Below are 16,629 nucleotides of genomic sequence, written 5' to 3' on the forward strand. Positions count from 1 at the left end.
TAGTAAGAATCTTTATTCTTCTTTTCGGGCAAGAATGCAGGCCCGCAGAAAGAGAGGAGAATGGGCAATGAATCAAGAAAAAGCATTAGTAGTATTCAGCGGTGGTCAGGACAGCACAACCTGTCTGTTCTGGGCAAAAAAAGAATTTAAAGAAGTGGAAGCTGTTACGTTTAATTATGGACAGCGGCATGCTGCAGAACTGGATTGTGCTAAAGAAATAGCTGAAGATTTACAAGTGACACATCATGTATTGGATATGAGTTTATTAAACCAGCTTGCTCCGAGTGCATTGACAAGGAATGAACAAGCAATCACTCATGAGGAAGGTGAATTACCTTCTACATTTGTTCCGGGAAGAAACTTATTGTTCCTGTCTTTTGCCGGGGTATTGGCGAAGCAGATTGGAGCAAAGCACATCATAACAGGGGTGTGTGAAACAGACTTCAGCGGCTATCCTGATTGCAGGGATATTTTTGTCAAGTCATTGAATGTATCTCTGAACCTCTCAATGGATGAACAATTTGTGATTCATACGCCATTGATGTGGATAAATAAAGCCGAGACTTGGGAAATGGCCGATCGTCTCGATGCACTGCATTATATCAGGGAAAACACATTAACATGCTACAACGGTGTGAAAGGTGATGGATGCGGCGAATGTCCTGCATGTGAGTTGAGACAAAGAGGTTTAAACGAATATTTACAAAGTAATAAAGGAGGAAGGGAATAATGCTTCAGCAAATTTATCCGACTCCTCATCATGAGTATGAATTTGAACTGAATAAAGACATGCATTTCGCTGCTGCACATTATATACCGCACGAAGAAGCAGGAGATTGTCAGAATGTGCATGGCCATACCTACTTTGCCAATATAACGATTGCTGGAAATGAATTGGACGACTCCGGTTTCCTTATAAACTTTCAACATATCAAGAAGTTGATTCATAAGCGGTTTGATCATCGTCTACTAAATGAGGACAGCATGTTTTCGAATGAAGATTCATTGAGGTTTCCCACTACAGAAGCGGTAGCGAAAGCAGTTTGGGAAATTATTCAGGAGCACCTGGAAACGTTGAAGCACCGACCACAGTGCTTGCAGGTATTCCTAAGGGAAACTCCCACATCCTATGTGATTTACAGACCTAAAAGGGGGAGGGAATCATGAAGAAAATCCCTGTTTTAGAAATATTCGGACCGACGATTCAAGGTGAAGGAATGGTCATCGGTCAAAAAACGATGTTTGTTAGAACCGCAGGGTGTGATTATAGTTGTGCATGGTGTGATTCTGCTTTCACCTGGGATGGATCTGCGAAAGAAGATATCAGGCTTTTAACTGCACGAGAAATTTGGAATGAGTTAAAAGAAATAGGAGGGGAGCGATTTTCTCATGTTACGATTTCAGGAGGGAATCCTGCGCTCTTATCCAATTTAGATGAACTGCTGCGCATCTTTGAGGAAAATGACATTCAGTCAGCCCTTGAAACACAAGGAAGCAGATGGCAGGAATGGTTTTACGACATCGATGATTTAACCATCTCACCCAAACCACCCAGTTCCAATATGAACACGGATTTTGAGAAGTTGGACTTTATCATACAGAATTTACTGGAGAATGAGTCTAAATTCAGTTTGAAAGTGGTTGTCTTCGATGACGAAGATCTGCAGTACGCAAAGATGGTTCATCATCGTTATCACAATGTTCCTTTTTACATTCAGACCGGAAATCCTGAAGTAATGGAAGAAAACACAAACAAATTGGTCTCGGATCTGCTGAATGATTATGAAACATTGATTGAAAAGGTATCACTTGATCAAGAATTAAATCATGTCCGCGTTCTCCCGCAGCTGCATACGATTGTATGGGGAAATAAGCGGGGCGTGTAAAATAAATGTCAAAGAAAGCGATTGGATACCATTCCCAACCGCTTTTTTTGATCCATCCTTTATTTTATTTTCTTGGATTTTCATCTGAATCATGGTCAATGCCGCTTTTTCCTTCGACATAATATATATCATCAAAATCATCTTTTCCCTCTTTGTTTTTGCCGATAGCAATAAGCGGGGCTGGATTCTGAGCTGGTAGTATGTGTCCATTAATTTCTTCAAAATCCAGAATCCTTCTATTCTCTGCATCTCGTCTTTCAGGCATGAATGACACCTCCTGATTTTAATTTGCTGACTCTCTACAGGTCTATGTTTTGGATTTTGCATTATTTTTATGTAAACAAGTATAAGAATTGTTCGATATAAAATATGTAAGGTAATAATGAACGCATGTAAAATGCATTATTGAATGGAAGGGCGTATTGAAATGATTGATTCAAAAGGGATATTGCTTGAAAGCGGTACAAATGAATTGGAAATGGTTGAGTTCGAAGTTCAAAATAATAGATTTGGTATAAATGTTATCAAGGTCAAAGAAATCATCCAACCAACTAAGGTCATACCAATCCCACATTCACATCCCAATGTAAAGGGACTGATTCAATTAAGGGGGGAAGTACTTCCAGTGGTGGATATGGCGAAGGTCCTTGGCCTTGAAGAAAGAGAGACGCCACAGTCGAAATTTATCGTTTCTGAGTTCAACCAGCAAAAAGTCGTCTTTCATGTACATAATGTCACACAGATCCACCGCATTTCATGGGACCAAATCGAAAAGCCATCTGAAATGTACTCAGGTATAAAGTCCGGTATCATCGGAGTGGTAAAGCATGAAGATTCGATGATTTTATTGGTGGACTTCGAAAGCATCATGGTTGAAATCAACCCCGACTCAGGAATAAATGTCGATCAAGTGAAAAAGCTTGGCCCAAGGGAAAGAAGTAACAAGAAAATAGTGGCCGCCGAAGATTCCCCGCTGCTTCGAAAGCTTCTCAATGACACATTATCCGAGGCAGGTTACGAGTCGGTAGAATTTTTTGAAAATGGGATGGATGCGTTGAAATATCTTGAATCACAGATCAGTAAATCCGGGCAGATGGAAGAAGCAGTCGGTCTCGTCATTACAGATATTGAAATGCCACAAATGGATGGTCATCATCTGACTAAAAGAATTAAAAACCACCCGGTCCTGAAAAAGCTTCCTGTCATTATTTTTTCTTCCCTAATTACAAATGATTTGCGACATAAAGGTGAGATGGTTGGAGCAGAAGCACAAGTCAGCAAGCCTGAAATAGCCGAGTTAATAAAGAATATTGATCGATACATTTTGTAGTTTAAATAGAAATGGCCGTATGATATTGGAATCATACAGCCATTTTCTATCCTTTAAAGGGAATGTGCGTTAATGCGCTAAATTAGCAAGGTATTAAAAGAAGCTGTCTCCCAGCTTTTTAAATACAGGCTTCTGATATCCTTGTTTTCCCTGTTTATTTTGATCATCAGAATCAGACATTCCGGTATAGTCCTCTAAAATGCCTTTTGCCTGTTGAAGTCCCATTTTACATCTCGGGTTTCTCAGAGATTGATCGAGACTGCCCAGGTGGGGCAATAGTTTGAAATCTTCCTTAGTAGGCGGTATGTGGAATGTATATTCTCCACAATTAATCAGGACATCTGATTGCTGCTGGCTGAACTTAGGGTTCTTTGAAAAGTGTAATCCTACTTTTTTTGCTTTGCCTTCGCGGATCATCTTCATCAATGCCCGTTTTTTTAAAGCATATAAGTATTTTGGGTTACCTGCAGTCTTCGCATGTCGATTAACAGTGAAAATCGCTTGAGAGAGGGTAATTACAGATGTGGAAGAAGGGGTGTTTTTACTAGTATTTCTCAAGTTTTTAGCTCCTTTCTACTATATTCACTACTATTATACATTCTTTTAATATCGTTGGAAAGGTTATGAAATCTTTCATAGGTAGAAATCTCATATTTTTAACTGAATTGAAAATGAATGGAAGGACCATTCTATTTAGATCTTACTTACACCAAAAAAAGAACTGAATCAAGTGGATTGATCAGTTCTTCTAAATAGGGATGTTCAATGATGGTTTATCATTACATGCAAGACGATCGGTCTTTTATGTTCATCCATTGGTCTGTGGGATTCAACGTGGATAGATATTGATATTTTCCGTTAGATTGTTGTAAGGGGAAGGGGCGTACGCGTTGTTTCCATAAGGTGATCCGCCATAAGGTCCGTAAGCCGGGTATGGTGGATACGGCGGATAATACGGCCCGCAGCATGGTCTGTTGAACAAAAATGGGCTGATGGCAAGGCCGGCCAACCCACCGGCTAAGAATGGGAGACCAAAAAAAGGGAAGAAGCGCTGATCGCGATACCCTCTCATGGCCGGGTAATGGTAATAATTATGAGGAATGAACGACTGTCGATACATGAGTAACCTCCTCTCTATTCTTTTTATTGTATGGCCGGGACCATCACTCTGAGCCTGTCTAATCAGGAAAAGGCACAGCGGTTTAATAGGAAAATAGTACCTAAAATGCAGTAAATATAGAATTTTCACACATGTATATGGGAAAAACCTTCAATTACTAGTACAATGTAAACAGGAAAATATAATCAACCAAGTTTACTCGATAAGGATGAAATTGATGCAGGCACTGAATAAGAATCATGATATTGATAAGTTGGACGTTGTCTTACAAGAAGTTGTTCTTGAAAATATAAACGACATGATTTTTATCATGAAGGTCGAAAAAGGACCTTCTTTTCGTTATATTTATATAAATGAATCCGCCCGTAAAAACACGGAAATTAATAAAGAAGATATGGGACTGCTCCTGGAAGAAGTCCTATCAGATGAGCTTGCAATAAGACTGAAAGAAAAATATGTTCAATTGGTAGAAAATGAGGAAAAAATAATCTTCCGAGACACCATCAGGCTTTCCGGCGGAGAACAAATGGTCAATGAATCGATCTTGACCCCGATCAAAAATGATGCCGGAATAATAGAGTACGTCGTGTCAATCACGAGAGATGTTACTCCGTTGATAAAAGAAAAAATAAGGCTTACGAATGCCAAAAACCGGTACAAATCCATTATTGAACATAATTTGGATGCCATCTTTATATTGGATTCGAATGGAGTCATTAGAGAATCAAATATAGCCAGCGGACAATTGACCGGCTTTCAAAAGGACCAACTGGTTAGCTCTTCGATTTATGAACTGTTTCACTCATCTCTGGCGGATGATCTTCAAAGGACATTGCACAAGGCTCTGAGCGGTACGCCTGCTACTTTGGATCACTGTTTAATGAAAACCGATAGCAGAAAAGATAAAATCACAAGCCTTAAAGCGGTTCCGATTGTAGTAAAGGAGAAGTGTGAAGGTTGTTATATCATAGTCAAGGATAATACAATCTCATATGAGCAAAATGAAATGATCCATTATATGGCGCTGCATGATCAGTTGACCGGCATGTGGAACAGGAAAGCCTTAGATGAACATCTTCCTTTGTTCGTTCAGTCCATGGAAGATACGGAACAAGAGCTTGCTGTCTTGTATCTGGATTTAGACCGATTTAAATTTGTGAATGATACCCTCGGATTAAAAGGAGGGGACCGTTTTCTGAAAAAGATAACCGAGCGTTTGGTGACGTTAACGAATGAACATTGTTTGCTTTACCGGCAGGGTGGAGATGAATTCATCTATTTATTGAAGAATAGCAGCTTGGAGGAAACAAAGAAAAAAGCTTCTGAGGTACTATCTTTATTTCATCGGTCCTATTCGATAGACGGGCAGGAATTCTATATCAGTCCATCCATTGGTGTTAGCAGATATCCCGCAGATGGGTATGATGCCAACACACTTATCCAGAAAGCAGCGCAGGCACTGTATCAGGTGAAAGAAAAAGGCAGGGCTCATTACAGGTTTTATCAGACACATATGGAATCAAGCTTTCCGAACTATATCATTATGGAATCTCATCTAAGAAAAGCAATCGAGAAAGAAGAACTCTATATTCATTATCAACCTCAGATAAATCTTTCGACCGGGAATGTTGACAGTTTCGAAGCTTTGATCCGTTGGAATAACCGCAAATTCGGCTTTGTAACCCCTGGACAATTTATCCCGCTGGCAGAAGAAACGGGGCTCATCCATAGAATTGGAGAGTGGGTACTGGAACAAGTATGTCTGCAGTTAAAGAACTGGAGAGTAAAGGGGTATAGAAATGTACGGATCGCAATCAATATATCACCTAAGCAATTTCTTCAGGAACAATTAGTGGATACGATCAGGTGCTACATAGCGAAATATGATATTCCTGCAGCCTGCCTAGAAATAGAAATAACGGAAGGAGCCATGCAGGATACTCAGCAAACATTGAAAGTACTGAAGAAACTGAAAGAATTGGGTGTATTTATATCCGTTGATGATTTTGGTACAGGTTACTCTTCCTTAAACTACTTAAGAAGGTTTCCTATCGATATTTTGAAAATAGATCAATCCTTTGTAAGGGAAATCGGATCCAATCAAAAGGATTCGGCCATCACAACGACCATCATTCATCTTGCCCACAGCCTGGGATTGGAAGTAATCGCTGAAGGAGTTGAACAAGAAGGGCAGGTCCATTTTCTTAAAGAAGCAAATTGCCAAAAAGCACAGGGCTTTTATTTCAGCAAACCCAAATGTCCAGAAGAATTAGAACACTATGTCCTTGCGTAAAGATGAAATCCTAAGCAACTAAAGTATTTGACAGGTGTGCATGTATGACTTATGTTAAAAAGAGGGTCGCGTTTGTTAAAAGCTCGGCATACTTTTTATTATAGAAGTACATGTTTATAAAGGAGAGGGATTAAGATGAAGAACAAACAAATGGAAATCCTATTTCTCCCTACCGAAAGAGGGACGGTTAAAGTCTACGTTTACGGCTTTAAAACTCCTCGATCTTTAGGTAAAGTCGTGGTTACATTCAATCATGTTTCAGTAGAAGCAAAAGGATATAGAAGAAACAAGACGATTATCAAAGCGTTGGCTCAACTTCATGAAACAATTGTAAATAATCAGGATAGTTAAAGATTCAGTCCGGCTCAGGCAGAAACAATGGAGCCGGGCTTTTTTATTGTATAAAACTGGCTGTTTACAATTGATTTATGATAAAATAATGAGTGAATATTCATTCATTTTATGAGGGGGAGTAACAGATGGGAAATAAACAAGCAGTGATCATCACAGGGGGATCAAGCGGCATGGGGAAGTATATGGCAAAGTACTTCCTGGAAAAAGGTTCTGATGTCATCATTACGGGAAGAAATAAAGAGCGTCTGCATGCAGTAAAAGAAGAATTTGCTTCACTTACGGGCGAAATTGAAGTTTTTCAAATGGATGTGAGGGAACAGGAGCATGCAGAAGGGATGGTTAAATTTGCAGTAGAAAAGTTCGGGAAAATTGATGTATTGATTAATAATGCTGCCGGAAACTTTATTTGTCCAGTTGAAAAAATGACTCCGAATGGCTGGAAATCAGTCATTGACATTGTTCTGAATGGAACGTTCCTCTGTTCTCACACAGTGGGGAATCATTGGATTGCACAAAAGCAGAAAGGCTCGATCATCAATATGGTTGCAACTTACGCTTGGAATGCTGGTGCAGGGGTTGCACACTCAGCTGCAGCAAAAGCGGGAGTATTGTCCCTGACTAGAACGCTTGCTGTCGAATGGGGACATAAATACGACATTCGTACAAATGCCATTGCTCCCGGCCCGATTGAAAGAACAGGAGGGGCAGAGAAATTATGGGTTTCAGAGGAAGCTGCCAAACGAACGATTGATAGCGTACCTTTGAAAAGGCTGGGGACACCTGAAGAGATTGCAGGACTTGCCTATTTCATGTCATCCGAACAGGCGGCTTACCTTAATGGCGAGTGCATAACATTGGATGGAGGGCAATGGCTGAATCAATTTCCATTTTAATATCGCCTTCATTTAACTGAATTCTCATTTAAAGCGTGATGAGTTAGAATGCTGATCCTTAAAGTCATGAATTTCTACAGAGCGGCCCGCTTCCCGGGGTTAAAGTGGAATGCTTTAAAGTTTCTGCATTCTTTTTTTGCCATTTAGCTTGAACTTAAGAAATGTTGGCTGCATATGCTATAATAATGCAAAAAATGTTTTGGGTTGGAGGAGTGCAGATGGATCCGTTAGATGTCATTTCGAATATCGAACAAGTCATTCCTAATTTTCAACCGGTTTTCAGCGCGGATGAACATAAAATAATCGGCTATGAAGTGTTAGGCAGGATTGTCCATGATAATGGAGAGGCAGAGAGTCTAGGTCCGTTTTTTACAGGTACAGATATTCCAGATGAATTTAAGATTGAAGTGGATGAGAGAGTGACGAGAAGGGCACTCGATCAATTCATCGAGGCAGATCAAGAAGGATTGATCTTCATTAATCGGGATGCAAGACTTATCATGGCTGATCACGGGGAATCCTTCCTCGATCTCCTTCTCGAATATCAAGAGAAAGGAATTCAGCTGAACCGGATTGTATTGGAACTTTCGGAAAAGACATTTCTGGGAGACTTCGAACAACTGGTACATGTTCTCCTGTATTACAAAACATATGGAGTTAAAATAGCCATTGATAATGTGGGGAGCAGCATGGGCGAACTTGACAGGCTGTCGCAATTCTCTCCGGATATTCTGAAGGTCGATCTATCTCAATTGCGAAATGATGCGGGGAATAAATTGTATAAAGATATCTTATTCAGTCTTTCCATGCTTGCGAGAAAAATTGGGGCATCCCTGCTGTTTGAAAATATTGAAATCAATTATCAACTGCAGTTTGCGTGGTTGAATGGAGGCAGGTATTACCAAGGATATTATTTAAAACACCCATCTTCCGGGTTTTTGGAAAGTGATATTCTGAAAGAGAAACTGAAGGAAAAGTGCCAGGATTATATCCGATATGAGAAGAAACATTTGGAAGCAGGATATCGATTCGCAGATTCATTACATAAAGAAATGACTCAGAAAATTTCGCAGATGAAAAAACAATCAGAAGACTTTGATTACCTGCTGAATGAAATTGCGATTGCCTTTACTGATAAATGCTTTCGTTTGTATATATGTGATGAAAATGGATTCCAGGTCTCTAGCAACATTCTGAAAGTAAATGGGAACTGGGAGATCCATCAGCGGTTCAAGGGAAAGAATTGGAGCTGGCGTCCCTACTTCCTGGAAAATATATTCAGGATGAGAATAAATAAAAAAGGATTACTTTCGGATATTTACAGCGACATTGATTCTGGTGAACCCCTTCGCACATATTCATACCCTTTCGGAAATGGATTATACCTTTTCATGGATTTATCTTATGAATTTTTATTTGAAGAAGAGAGCCTGCTCTATTAATTGATTTGCCTATAATTTCGGTCTTTTCAATTTGCAGTATTTGTAAATCTTCAACTCAGTAAACCTCGATGCCGACTCTTTATTTAAGACGTGATGGTTGCAATGATCTTTGGGCATTTCTTTGAATAGGGTTTTCCCATTAGGGGAAATTATCTATAAAGGATCTTTGAAGGAGGTGCTTGGATGAGTATTTTTATCATACTGCTCTCATTAATAGCTATAGGAGTAGCCGGGTATTCAGTATACTATACGTTTAAAGTTGCCGGGCAGGAGAAACGTTTGGAGGGGGAATTTGATACAGACATTCCGGAAGCTGTTAAGCAGCATCCCTTTATACGGAATCCGGTGTTCCTCGCCATTATAGTGTTCACGGTGTTCGTTGCAGGCTTCATTTTGTATTTGTCCATTAAATTCTTAAATTAAGTATGGAAGCTTGGAAACATCATGTTTCCAAGCTTTTTTTGGGTATAAATTCCAGCATTTATCGTGTTTAACTTCCAAAAACAGCGGGAATTTTACAATTAAGTGAAAAAGATGTCAAGGAATGTTGGGATTTCACGAACAGTACTTAGCCATTCGACAATTTTCAATTGCTACAATAGATTCACCTAATTATTTTAAGGAGGGGACTAAAATGGCAAAAAGAAGATTATTGCTGTTATTTATGATGATCGGATTAGTTACGGCTGCTTGTGGACAAGTTACCCAGACCCAGGCTTCCACCTTTAATGGGAAGCAGGCATTGACTTTAGTGAAGGAAGCGTTTCAGACACAAGTTTCTATAAGTGAACAGCCTCAATCCCTCGAAGCCATCGAGAAACAATTGGAAAGGTCCTTTACAAGTGAACTGTCGGATGCATTTATTGAAGAGAACGTTGTGAAGGTAGAGGAAGGATACCAAACATTTGGTTCTGACTTTGCCCAATATTATATCCCATTCTTTAAATACGATGAATCCACTAAAGTAGAATATGCAGATGGAAAGTGGTACATATGGGAAGAACGGTCAGGTGATGAAGAAGGTCCAGTCTCAACAGTACCAGGAGTGGAAGTTGTTGTATTAACCAAAGATAAAGGAGATTGGAAGGTGTCTTCCATAACGAATGAATTGCCGGCAATCGTTCAGGAAAAGAATGAATAGGGAATACTAAGAAGATACCTCAAGTTTAACGAGGTATCTTCTTTTATCTGTTTTAGAAGTCCAATGCTTCTTTAAGTGCTTCCAAATTAAATCCGGAGATAACCTTGTCATCCACAGTGATTGTGGGAGTGGAATAGGATTTCAGTTCTTCAATTAAATGTTTTCTTGCTCCATTGTCTTCTTTAATGTTTCTTTCTATGTAGTTTATTTTATATTCCTTGAGGAACAGCTTCACCACTTCACAAGGTGGGCATTCGGGCTGGGTATATACTGTAACGACTTTCAAGATTTCTGCTCTCCCCTTCTTTTCTTATTTAAATAATCGACGATTCCCATAGAGGAAACTTTCAGATCGAGTTTCAATAGATGGAAAACGGGGTGCTGAGGATTGATTCCTTCTTCTACGACAGAAGACTTCACGAGGGTGAATAATTCCTTTGTGAGACTTTCAACGTTTTCATCCATAGCGGCACCCGCATCGAATATATCTGTCGCCTTGTCCATGAAAATGTCCAGCCACTTCTCAACCTCCGAAAGGGCATGCTCTACTTCGCCTGTCATTCCGTAATGGCCGAAATAAATGCGGTTCAACTTCTTTTTTCTGAAAAAATTGATTGCTTCTCTCATCGAATCCGGGTTGAACTGATTTGGCGATGTGGAAGGGAGATAAAAGCGTGCTGTATCTGCACGATATTGAATTCCGCAAGTATCGCCGGTGAACATGCCGTCCGACACTGAATCGTAAATACTCAAGTGGTGATTGGCATGTCCAGGGGTATCGTAAAACGTAAGTGTGCAAGTTTCACTCAGCTGAAGGATTTCCCCATGATTCTTGACGATCATTCGGTCCTCGGGAATCGGTTTAATCGGGTCAAATAATGCATTAAAATCTTTCCCATATACCATCTGTGCTCCGGCGATCAATCTTGAAGGGTCTTTCATGTGCCTGTAGCCCTTCGGATGGACGATCACTGTGGCTTCAGGGCACTCCTCCAGCAGAAGCCCTGCGCCCCCGGCATGATCTAAATGGATATGGGTCAGAATTATGTATTGAATATCTTCTAAATTAATGTTTAACTTAGAGAGACCTTTTTTTAGATGCGGGATTGAAGGACTGGCAGATGTTTCTATGATCGTAAGAGATTCTTCGTGAATGATATAGCTTCCCGTCCGTTCCTTTATAGACAAATCCATCAGGTCGACCAACGATATCCTTGAATCTATATAATCAATACTCATCCTAACAAATCCTTTCTTCATTCAAATTATGCTTCTTTCATTATATAGGATTTTTATGAAGATTTGGGGCAAAACATTAGATTTAACAGGATATAATCTGGTACAATGCAAAAGCTATGAAAAAAGAAATAGAACAGGAAAGGAGAGACTGCTTATGTCTCAGCTTCTTGGAATCATACAAAGATTAAAGACATTGCAAGAACAAGGTGAACAAGGGGAAACTCAGCAGCGTTTTTTTGAATACAACGGAAAGAAGGTATGTGAGGTAAAATATTTACCAAAACAGGATACTTTCGAGATTGAAGTAATGAATGAAAAAGGAAGCAGTTTTCCTTTTGATAACATCGACATCACGGCAATTGAAATATACGAACTGCTTCAGGAAGTAAATCAGGAATAGTACCCAGGTAACCAGATGAGAATCTTTTCTTGTTTGGTTATTTTTGTGTACAAAGCAGATCCATTTTTTGTTAATTTGTATACGGATTATTACTGCTTTTTTCTTAGGCTGTGTTAGAATTAATGGTGGCACTTCATGGACATAGATATAAAAATGTTGTTGAAATGAAAAGTGATCGGCACTCCAGAAACATGCTAAATGAAACATTTATATTAAAAATGAGGGGTTTTACATGATTTCATTAAGTAGTAAGGAATTTTTACAGACGAAGATTAAAGATTATATCATTTCATCAGAGAAAGTCGCTCATGTGCAAATGGGGAATTCCCTTGAGCATGCTTTACTGTTGTTGACGAAAAGCGGCTACTCTTCCATTCCGGTATTGGATTCGGGGTTTCGTTTTCAAGGACTCATTAGCTCATCTCTGATCACGGATGCTGTGCTCGGTCTGGAGCGGTTTGAATTTGAAAAGCTTGAATCAATGAAAGTAGAGGAAGTCATGACCAGGGAGTTTCCTACAATACTATTCGAAGCGAATTTCAAAAAAGCGATTGAGCTGTTAATTGATCACCCCTTCTTGTGTGTGGTCTCTGAAGATGATTACTTTGAAGGGATCATGACAAGAAGAGTGATACTGAAACAACTTAAACGAAACATCTACCAAACTTAACGTTGAACATATCAATATCCGAAACGCAAGATGAATAAAACGAATACATTGACTGAGGTGGCATGAAATGTCATCCTCTTTTTTTGATTACTAACTTGAGGAACATTATAGGAATAATCGCAGTCCTACTTGTATGATTAGAATGAATGTAATAATATTCAATAATTTACCTGCTTGTTTGATCGATACTTTAGCAGCCAGTCTGACAGACAGCTGAGCTCCGACCAGTGCACCAAGGGCAAAGGGGATTGCAGTCACCCAATCGACATGACCATTGATGAAGTACATGATGAATGCCCCGAGACAGCTGACAAAGGTTTGGAATCTTGTCAGGGCTACAGTCTTTAAATAGGTGAGACCGTGCATCAGATGAGTATACATTATGAGGGTTGCCTGACCTGGACCGAATAAACCGTCATAGGCACTGATCAAGAATAACTTTCCAACCGGCAAAGTATACACCTCTTTCTTACCAGCAGGCTTGATTCCTTTTAAAAGGCTCAGGAGAAGAGCGAATAATAAAAAGAAAAAGGCCATCCATTCAAGGACTGAAGGATTTATCTGGTCCGAAAGGTATGAACCAATCATGCCTCCTGCCGCTGCTAAAGGTATGATTGGGAGGCACTCCCTAAAGGTTACCTTCCTGTCTTTCAGCAGATAGACAAAACTAGAAGATGAACTGAAAATATTCGAGAATTTAGCAGTTGCTATACTTGTATGGACGGGGATGCCCAAAAGAAGCATCATCGGCATCCCGATCAATCCCCCGCTGCCCGCCAGAGTACCCACAAATGCAACGATCATACCCGTAAAAAATAATAGGACTTCCATCTTTTTCTCACCCCTGAAACTTTGATACTTTCAGTGTATTCGATTTCTTTCGATAATGAAATTTTATTTATTTTAAGATACAATATAAGAAAAACTTATGAGGTTACGACTATGGCATTTTCTGAATATCAGTTATTACAGGTTTTGGCACAAGAAATGAATATGCGCAAGGCAGCGGAAAGGCTATTTGTCTCACAGCCAGCATTATCACAGCGCCTCCAAAATATAGAAAAGGAATGGGGAACCAAGCTTTTTCTCCGTTCGCAAAAAGGATTATCGCTTACACCTGCAGGGGAACTTGTTGTCAATTTGGCAGATGAGATGCTCGGGAAGCAAGAAGTGGTGAGGGAACAAATTCAGTCATTGGAAAATGAGGTGCACGGTACTTTGAAAATTGCCTGTGCGTCCATTGTGGGACAAAATTGGCTGCCTAAAGTGCTCAAGCGCTTTGTCGAGGCATACCCCCACGCAAAGATTTCCCTCATGACCGGATGGAGCAGCGAAATTCTGAAAGCCATTTATGAAGATGAAGTCCATGTGGGCATTATACGCGGGACACCGGACTGGAAAGGACCGAAACATCATTTATTTCAAGATACGCTATATTTAGTCGACCGTGAAATTCAATCAATCGATGAAGTGATGAAAACAGACAGGCCGTTTATTCAATTTAGAAGTGACTCCAATTATTATCAGGAAATTCAGGATTGGTGGCACCGTCAATTCCAAACGACGCCAAAACGTACAATAATCGTAGATCAAATCGAAACGTGCAAACAGATGACATTGAATGGGATCGGATATGCCATCCTGCCGGCAATCACGCTGAGTGGGATGGAAGAAAACATCTATAAGCTTCCTTTGATCGATGAACATGACACTCTCATTCATCGCGATACCTGGCTGCTTGGATATGAATCTGCTTTTCAACTTAGACAAGTCGGGGCTTTTGTTGAAGTGGTACAGGAATTCCTTGATGGGAATTCTGGATAATCAGTATTTTTGGGTTGTCTTCTTCCCTTTAATTTGATAAAGTAATTCAAGAAAGAATCTGAATATATACATAATTTTTGGAGGGAAACGCATGAAAATGATGGATGCAAACGAGATTATCTCTTTTATTCAAAATAGTACTAAATCAACACCTGTGAAGGTTTATGTAAAAGGAAACTTGGAAGGAATCGACTTTGGTCCTTCTTCCCAAACCTTCATTGAAGGTAACTCCGGAGTCGTATTTGGGGAATGGAATGAATTATCCAAGGTACTTGAAGATAATCGTTCTAAAATTGAGGACTTTGTGCTGGAAAATGACCGCAGGAACTCTGCCATTCCATTACTGGATCTTAAAGGTGTCAAAGCCCGTATTGAACCGGGTGCCATCATCAGGGATCAGGTGGAAATCGGAGAAAACTGTGTCATCATGATGGGATCTGTCATAAATATCGGTTCGGTCGTCGGCACAGGCACCATGATTGACATGAATGTAGTTCTTGGCGGACGGGCAACTGTCGGGAAGAACTGTCACATCGGCGCAGGTGCAGTGTTGGCTGGGGTCATCGAGCCCCCTTCCGCAAAGCCGGTCATCATCGAAGACGACGTTGTGATCGGTGCAAACGCTGTGGTCCTGGAGGGCGTAACAGTCGGAAAGGGTTCTGTTGTGGCAGCAGGAGCGGTTGTTGTTGATGACGTCCCTTCATATACAGTAGTGGCAGGTACACCTGCCAAAAAGCTTAAAGACATTGATGAAAAAACCAAGTCTAAAACTGAAATCAAGCAGGAACTCCGCCAGCTTTAATTAAGATCAATCATTTGAAAGAACGGACGGAAAGAAGACCCTTTCGTCTGTTCTTTTTCTATACCGGAAAAAATTTTGCAGAGAAAAGGAGGAACGGGAATGTCAGTGACAGACTTCAAAAAAATCAGGAGAGATCTTCATAAGATTCCAGAGCTCGGATTTCAGGAGTATAAGACACAGAAGTATTTGATGGATTACATATCTGGACTGCCTTCGGATAGATATATCATGAAAAAGTGGAAAACAGGATTGTTTGTGAAAGTTCAAGGAACAGCTTCCTCGAAAATCATAGGGTTCCGGGCAGACATAGACGGCCTGCCAATAAAAGAGGAAACAGGGCTGGATTTCAATTCCGTCCATCCTGGTAAAATGCATGCATGCGGTCACGACTTTCATATGTCAATCGCTTTGGGAGTGTTGACTCATTTTGTTCAGAATCCTATTATGGATGATCTGCTGTTTATTTTTCAGCCGGCTGAAGAAGGTCCTGGCGGGGCATTGCCCATGCTCGAAAGTGAAGATATGAAAGAATGGATGCCCGATGCTGTATTTGCCCTGCATATTGCCCCTGAATATGAAGTCGGAACTGTAGCGGTCAAAGAAGGTCTTCTGTTTGCCAACACGTCTGAACTGTTCATCAAGTTTAAAGGCAAGGGAGGACATGCAGCCTACCCCCACCAGACAAAAGATATGATTGTCACAGCTTCATACTTTGTGACCCAGCTTCAGACCATTGTTTCAAGGAATGTGGATCCTCTGGACAGCGCAGTCGTTACAATCGGGAAGATGGAAAGCGGTACGGTACAAAACATCATCGCAGAGACCGCCACCCTTGAAGGGACAATCCGCACACTCTCACCTGAATCGATGAAAAGAGTGAAGAAAAGGTTGGAATCACTGGTTCGGGGGATGGAAATCGGATACGACTGCGACATAGAAGTGGATTATGGGAGTATGTATCAGCAGGTATATAATGATCCGGAATGGACAAGCGATTTCATATCGTTTGTACGGTCAAGTGATAACCGGAATCTTGTCATATGCAAAGAGGCAATGACGGGAGAGGATTTTGGGTATATGCTGGAGAGGATACCCGGATTCATGTTCTGGCTTGGGGTGAATTCCCCATACGGGCTGCATCATTCTAAGTTGAACCCTGAGGAAGAAGCAATAGACTTTGCAATAGCCCTTCTCACTGATTACATAGAGCGTCTATAGAAAAAATGAATGACCTG

General features: G+C 40.4%; 21 protein-coding genes. 15 read left to right on the forward strand and 6 right to left on the reverse strand.

Features of this window, described 5'->3' with window-relative positions; translation table 11 throughout:
* Window positions 1-67: 67 nt before the first annotated feature.
* From queC to queE, 3 genes are read left to right on the forward strand one after another with little or no spacing between them, the layout of a single operon-like run.
* Entirely contained in the window at window positions 68-730 is a 663-nt protein-coding gene (queC, locus tag V6B33_RS08340; protein ID WP_334217293.1) for a 7-cyano-7-deazaguanine synthase QueC, read from the forward strand.
* Complete coding sequence (gene queD, locus V6B33_RS08345) at window positions 730-1,167, forward strand: 6-carboxytetrahydropterin synthase QueD (RefSeq protein ID WP_334217294.1); 438 nt, start codon at window positions 730-732, stop codon at window positions 1,165-1,167. The genes queC and queD overlap by 1 nt, the downstream gene beginning before the upstream one ends.
* Window positions 1,161-1,886, forward strand: a complete 726-nt coding sequence (gene queE, locus V6B33_RS08350) for a 7-carboxy-7-deazaguanine synthase QueE (RefSeq protein WP_334217706.1) — start codon at window positions 1,161-1,163, stop codon at window positions 1,884-1,886. The genes queD and queE overlap by 7 nt, the downstream gene beginning before the upstream one ends.
* A gap of 64 nt (window positions 1,887-1,950) precedes the next feature.
* Here queE and V6B33_RS08355 read toward each other — a convergent pair whose 3' ends face one another.
* Window positions 1,951-2,151, reverse strand: a complete 201-nt coding sequence (locus V6B33_RS08355) for a hypothetical protein (RefSeq protein ID WP_334217295.1) — start codon at window positions 2,149-2,151, stop codon at window positions 1,951-1,953.
* A 162-nt stretch (window positions 2,152-2,313) separates the two neighbouring features.
* On the opposite strand from V6B33_RS08355, the gene V6B33_RS08360 reads away from it, so the two are divergent.
* On the forward strand, window positions 2,314-3,216 hold the full coding sequence (locus V6B33_RS08360; RefSeq protein WP_334217296.1) for a chemotaxis protein: 903 nt from the start codon (window positions 2,314-2,316) through the stop codon (window positions 3,214-3,216).
* 93 nt (window positions 3,217-3,309) lie between these two features.
* On the opposite strand, the gene V6B33_RS08365 is transcribed toward V6B33_RS08360, so the two are convergent.
* Both V6B33_RS08365 and V6B33_RS08370 read right to left on the reverse strand, forming a co-directional pair.
* Window positions 3,310-3,774 carry a YkyB family protein gene (locus tag V6B33_RS08365; RefSeq protein WP_334217297.1) on the reverse strand — a complete coding sequence of 155 codons (465 nt, stop codon included), beginning with the start codon at window positions 3,772-3,774 and terminating at the stop codon, window positions 3,310-3,312.
* Window positions 3,775-4,045: 271 nt separating this feature from the next.
* On the reverse strand, window positions 4,046-4,288 hold the full coding sequence (locus V6B33_RS08370; protein WP_442915509.1) for a hypothetical protein: 243 nt from the start codon (window positions 4,286-4,288) through the stop codon (window positions 4,046-4,048).
* Window positions 4,289-4,553: 265 nt separating this feature from the next.
* Here V6B33_RS08370 and V6B33_RS08375 point away from each other — a divergent pair, with 265 nt between their 5' ends.
* The 6 genes from V6B33_RS08375 to V6B33_RS08400 all read left to right on the forward strand — a co-directional run bounded on the left by V6B33_RS08375 (window position 4,554) and on the right by V6B33_RS08400 (window position 10,459).
* Window positions 4,554-6,629, forward strand: a complete 2,076-nt coding sequence (locus V6B33_RS08375) for a sensor domain-containing protein (protein WP_334217299.1) — start codon at window positions 4,554-4,556, stop codon at window positions 6,627-6,629.
* A gap of 135 nt (window positions 6,630-6,764) precedes the next feature.
* Entirely contained in the window at window positions 6,765-6,980 is a 216-nt protein-coding gene (locus tag V6B33_RS08380; protein WP_334217300.1) for a hypothetical protein, read from the forward strand.
* A 128-nt stretch (window positions 6,981-7,108) separates the two neighbouring features.
* Window positions 7,109-7,876, forward strand: a complete 768-nt coding sequence (gene fadH / locus V6B33_RS08385) for a 2,4-dienoyl-CoA reductase (RefSeq protein ID WP_334217301.1) — start codon at window positions 7,109-7,111, stop codon at window positions 7,874-7,876.
* A 218-nt stretch (window positions 7,877-8,094) separates the two neighbouring features.
* A complete protein-coding gene (locus tag V6B33_RS08390; RefSeq protein ID WP_334217302.1) occupies window positions 8,095-9,318 on the forward strand; it encodes an EAL domain-containing protein in 1,224 nt (407 codons plus the stop codon).
* A gap of 183 nt (window positions 9,319-9,501) precedes the next feature.
* Window positions 9,502-9,741, forward strand: coding sequence for a hypothetical protein (locus V6B33_RS08395; RefSeq protein ID WP_334217303.1), 240 nt, complete (start codon window positions 9,502-9,504; stop codon window positions 9,739-9,741).
* Between the two features lie 211 nt (window positions 9,742-9,952).
* Entirely contained in the window at window positions 9,953-10,459 is a 507-nt protein-coding gene (locus V6B33_RS08400; RefSeq protein ID WP_334217304.1) for a DUF3993 domain-containing protein, read from the forward strand.
* Between the two features lie 52 nt (window positions 10,460-10,511).
* On the opposite strand, the gene V6B33_RS08405 is transcribed toward V6B33_RS08400, so the two are convergent.
* The gene (locus V6B33_RS08405) at window positions 10,512-10,745 is read right to left on the reverse strand and encodes a glutaredoxin family protein (protein WP_334217305.1); all 234 of its coding nucleotides are present in this window, start codon (window positions 10,743-10,745) and stop codon (window positions 10,512-10,514) included.
* Complete coding sequence (locus tag V6B33_RS08410) at window positions 10,742-11,698, reverse strand: MBL fold metallo-hydrolase (protein WP_334217306.1); 957 nt, start codon at window positions 11,696-11,698, stop codon at window positions 10,742-10,744. The genes V6B33_RS08405 and V6B33_RS08410 overlap by 4 nt, the downstream gene beginning before the upstream one ends.
* A 154-nt stretch (window positions 11,699-11,852) precedes the next feature.
* Here V6B33_RS08410 and V6B33_RS08415 point away from each other — a divergent pair, with 154 nt between their 5' ends.
* Both V6B33_RS08415 and cbpB read left to right on the forward strand, forming a co-directional pair.
* On the forward strand, window positions 11,853-12,098 hold the full coding sequence (locus tag V6B33_RS08415) for a YkuJ family protein (protein ID WP_334217307.1): 246 nt from the start codon (window positions 11,853-11,855) through the stop codon (window positions 12,096-12,098).
* Window positions 12,099-12,330: 232 nt separating this feature from the next.
* Complete coding sequence (cbpB, locus tag V6B33_RS08420) at window positions 12,331-12,768, forward strand: cyclic-di-AMP-binding protein CbpB (RefSeq protein WP_334217308.1); 438 nt, start codon at window positions 12,331-12,333, stop codon at window positions 12,766-12,768.
* A gap of 105 nt (window positions 12,769-12,873) precedes the next feature.
* On the opposite strand, the gene V6B33_RS08425 is transcribed toward cbpB, so the two are convergent.
* Window positions 12,874-13,599: a sulfite exporter TauE/SafE family protein gene (locus V6B33_RS08425; RefSeq protein WP_334217309.1), complete on the reverse strand. Its 726-nt coding sequence runs from the start codon at window positions 13,597-13,599 to the stop codon at window positions 12,874-12,876.
* A 111-nt stretch (window positions 13,600-13,710) separates the two neighbouring features.
* Here V6B33_RS08425 and V6B33_RS08430 point away from each other — a divergent pair, with 111 nt between their 5' ends.
* The 3 genes from V6B33_RS08430 (at window position 13,711) to V6B33_RS08440 (ending at window position 16,612) form a co-directional block, all read left to right on the forward strand.
* Window positions 13,711-14,592 carry a LysR family transcriptional regulator gene (locus V6B33_RS08430; protein ID WP_334217310.1) on the forward strand — a complete coding sequence of 294 codons (882 nt, stop codon included), beginning with the start codon at window positions 13,711-13,713 and terminating at the stop codon, window positions 14,590-14,592.
* 91 nt (window positions 14,593-14,683) lie between these two features.
* Entirely contained in the window at window positions 14,684-15,394 is a 711-nt protein-coding gene (gene dapD, locus V6B33_RS08435) for a 2,3,4,5-tetrahydropyridine-2,6-dicarboxylate N-acetyltransferase (protein WP_334217311.1), read from the forward strand.
* Window positions 15,395-15,493: 99 nt separating this feature from the next.
* Window positions 15,494-16,612 (forward strand): N-acetyldiaminopimelate deacetylase, encoded by a 1,119-nt coding sequence (locus V6B33_RS08440; protein ID WP_334217312.1) that lies wholly within the window; start codon window positions 15,494-15,496, stop codon window positions 16,610-16,612.
* Window positions 16,613-16,629: the final 17 nt, after the last annotated feature.

Source organism: Mangrovibacillus sp. Mu-81 (assembly GCF_036867415.1).
Classification (GTDB): Bacteria; Bacillota; Bacilli; order Bacillales; family Bacillaceae_B; genus Rossellomorea.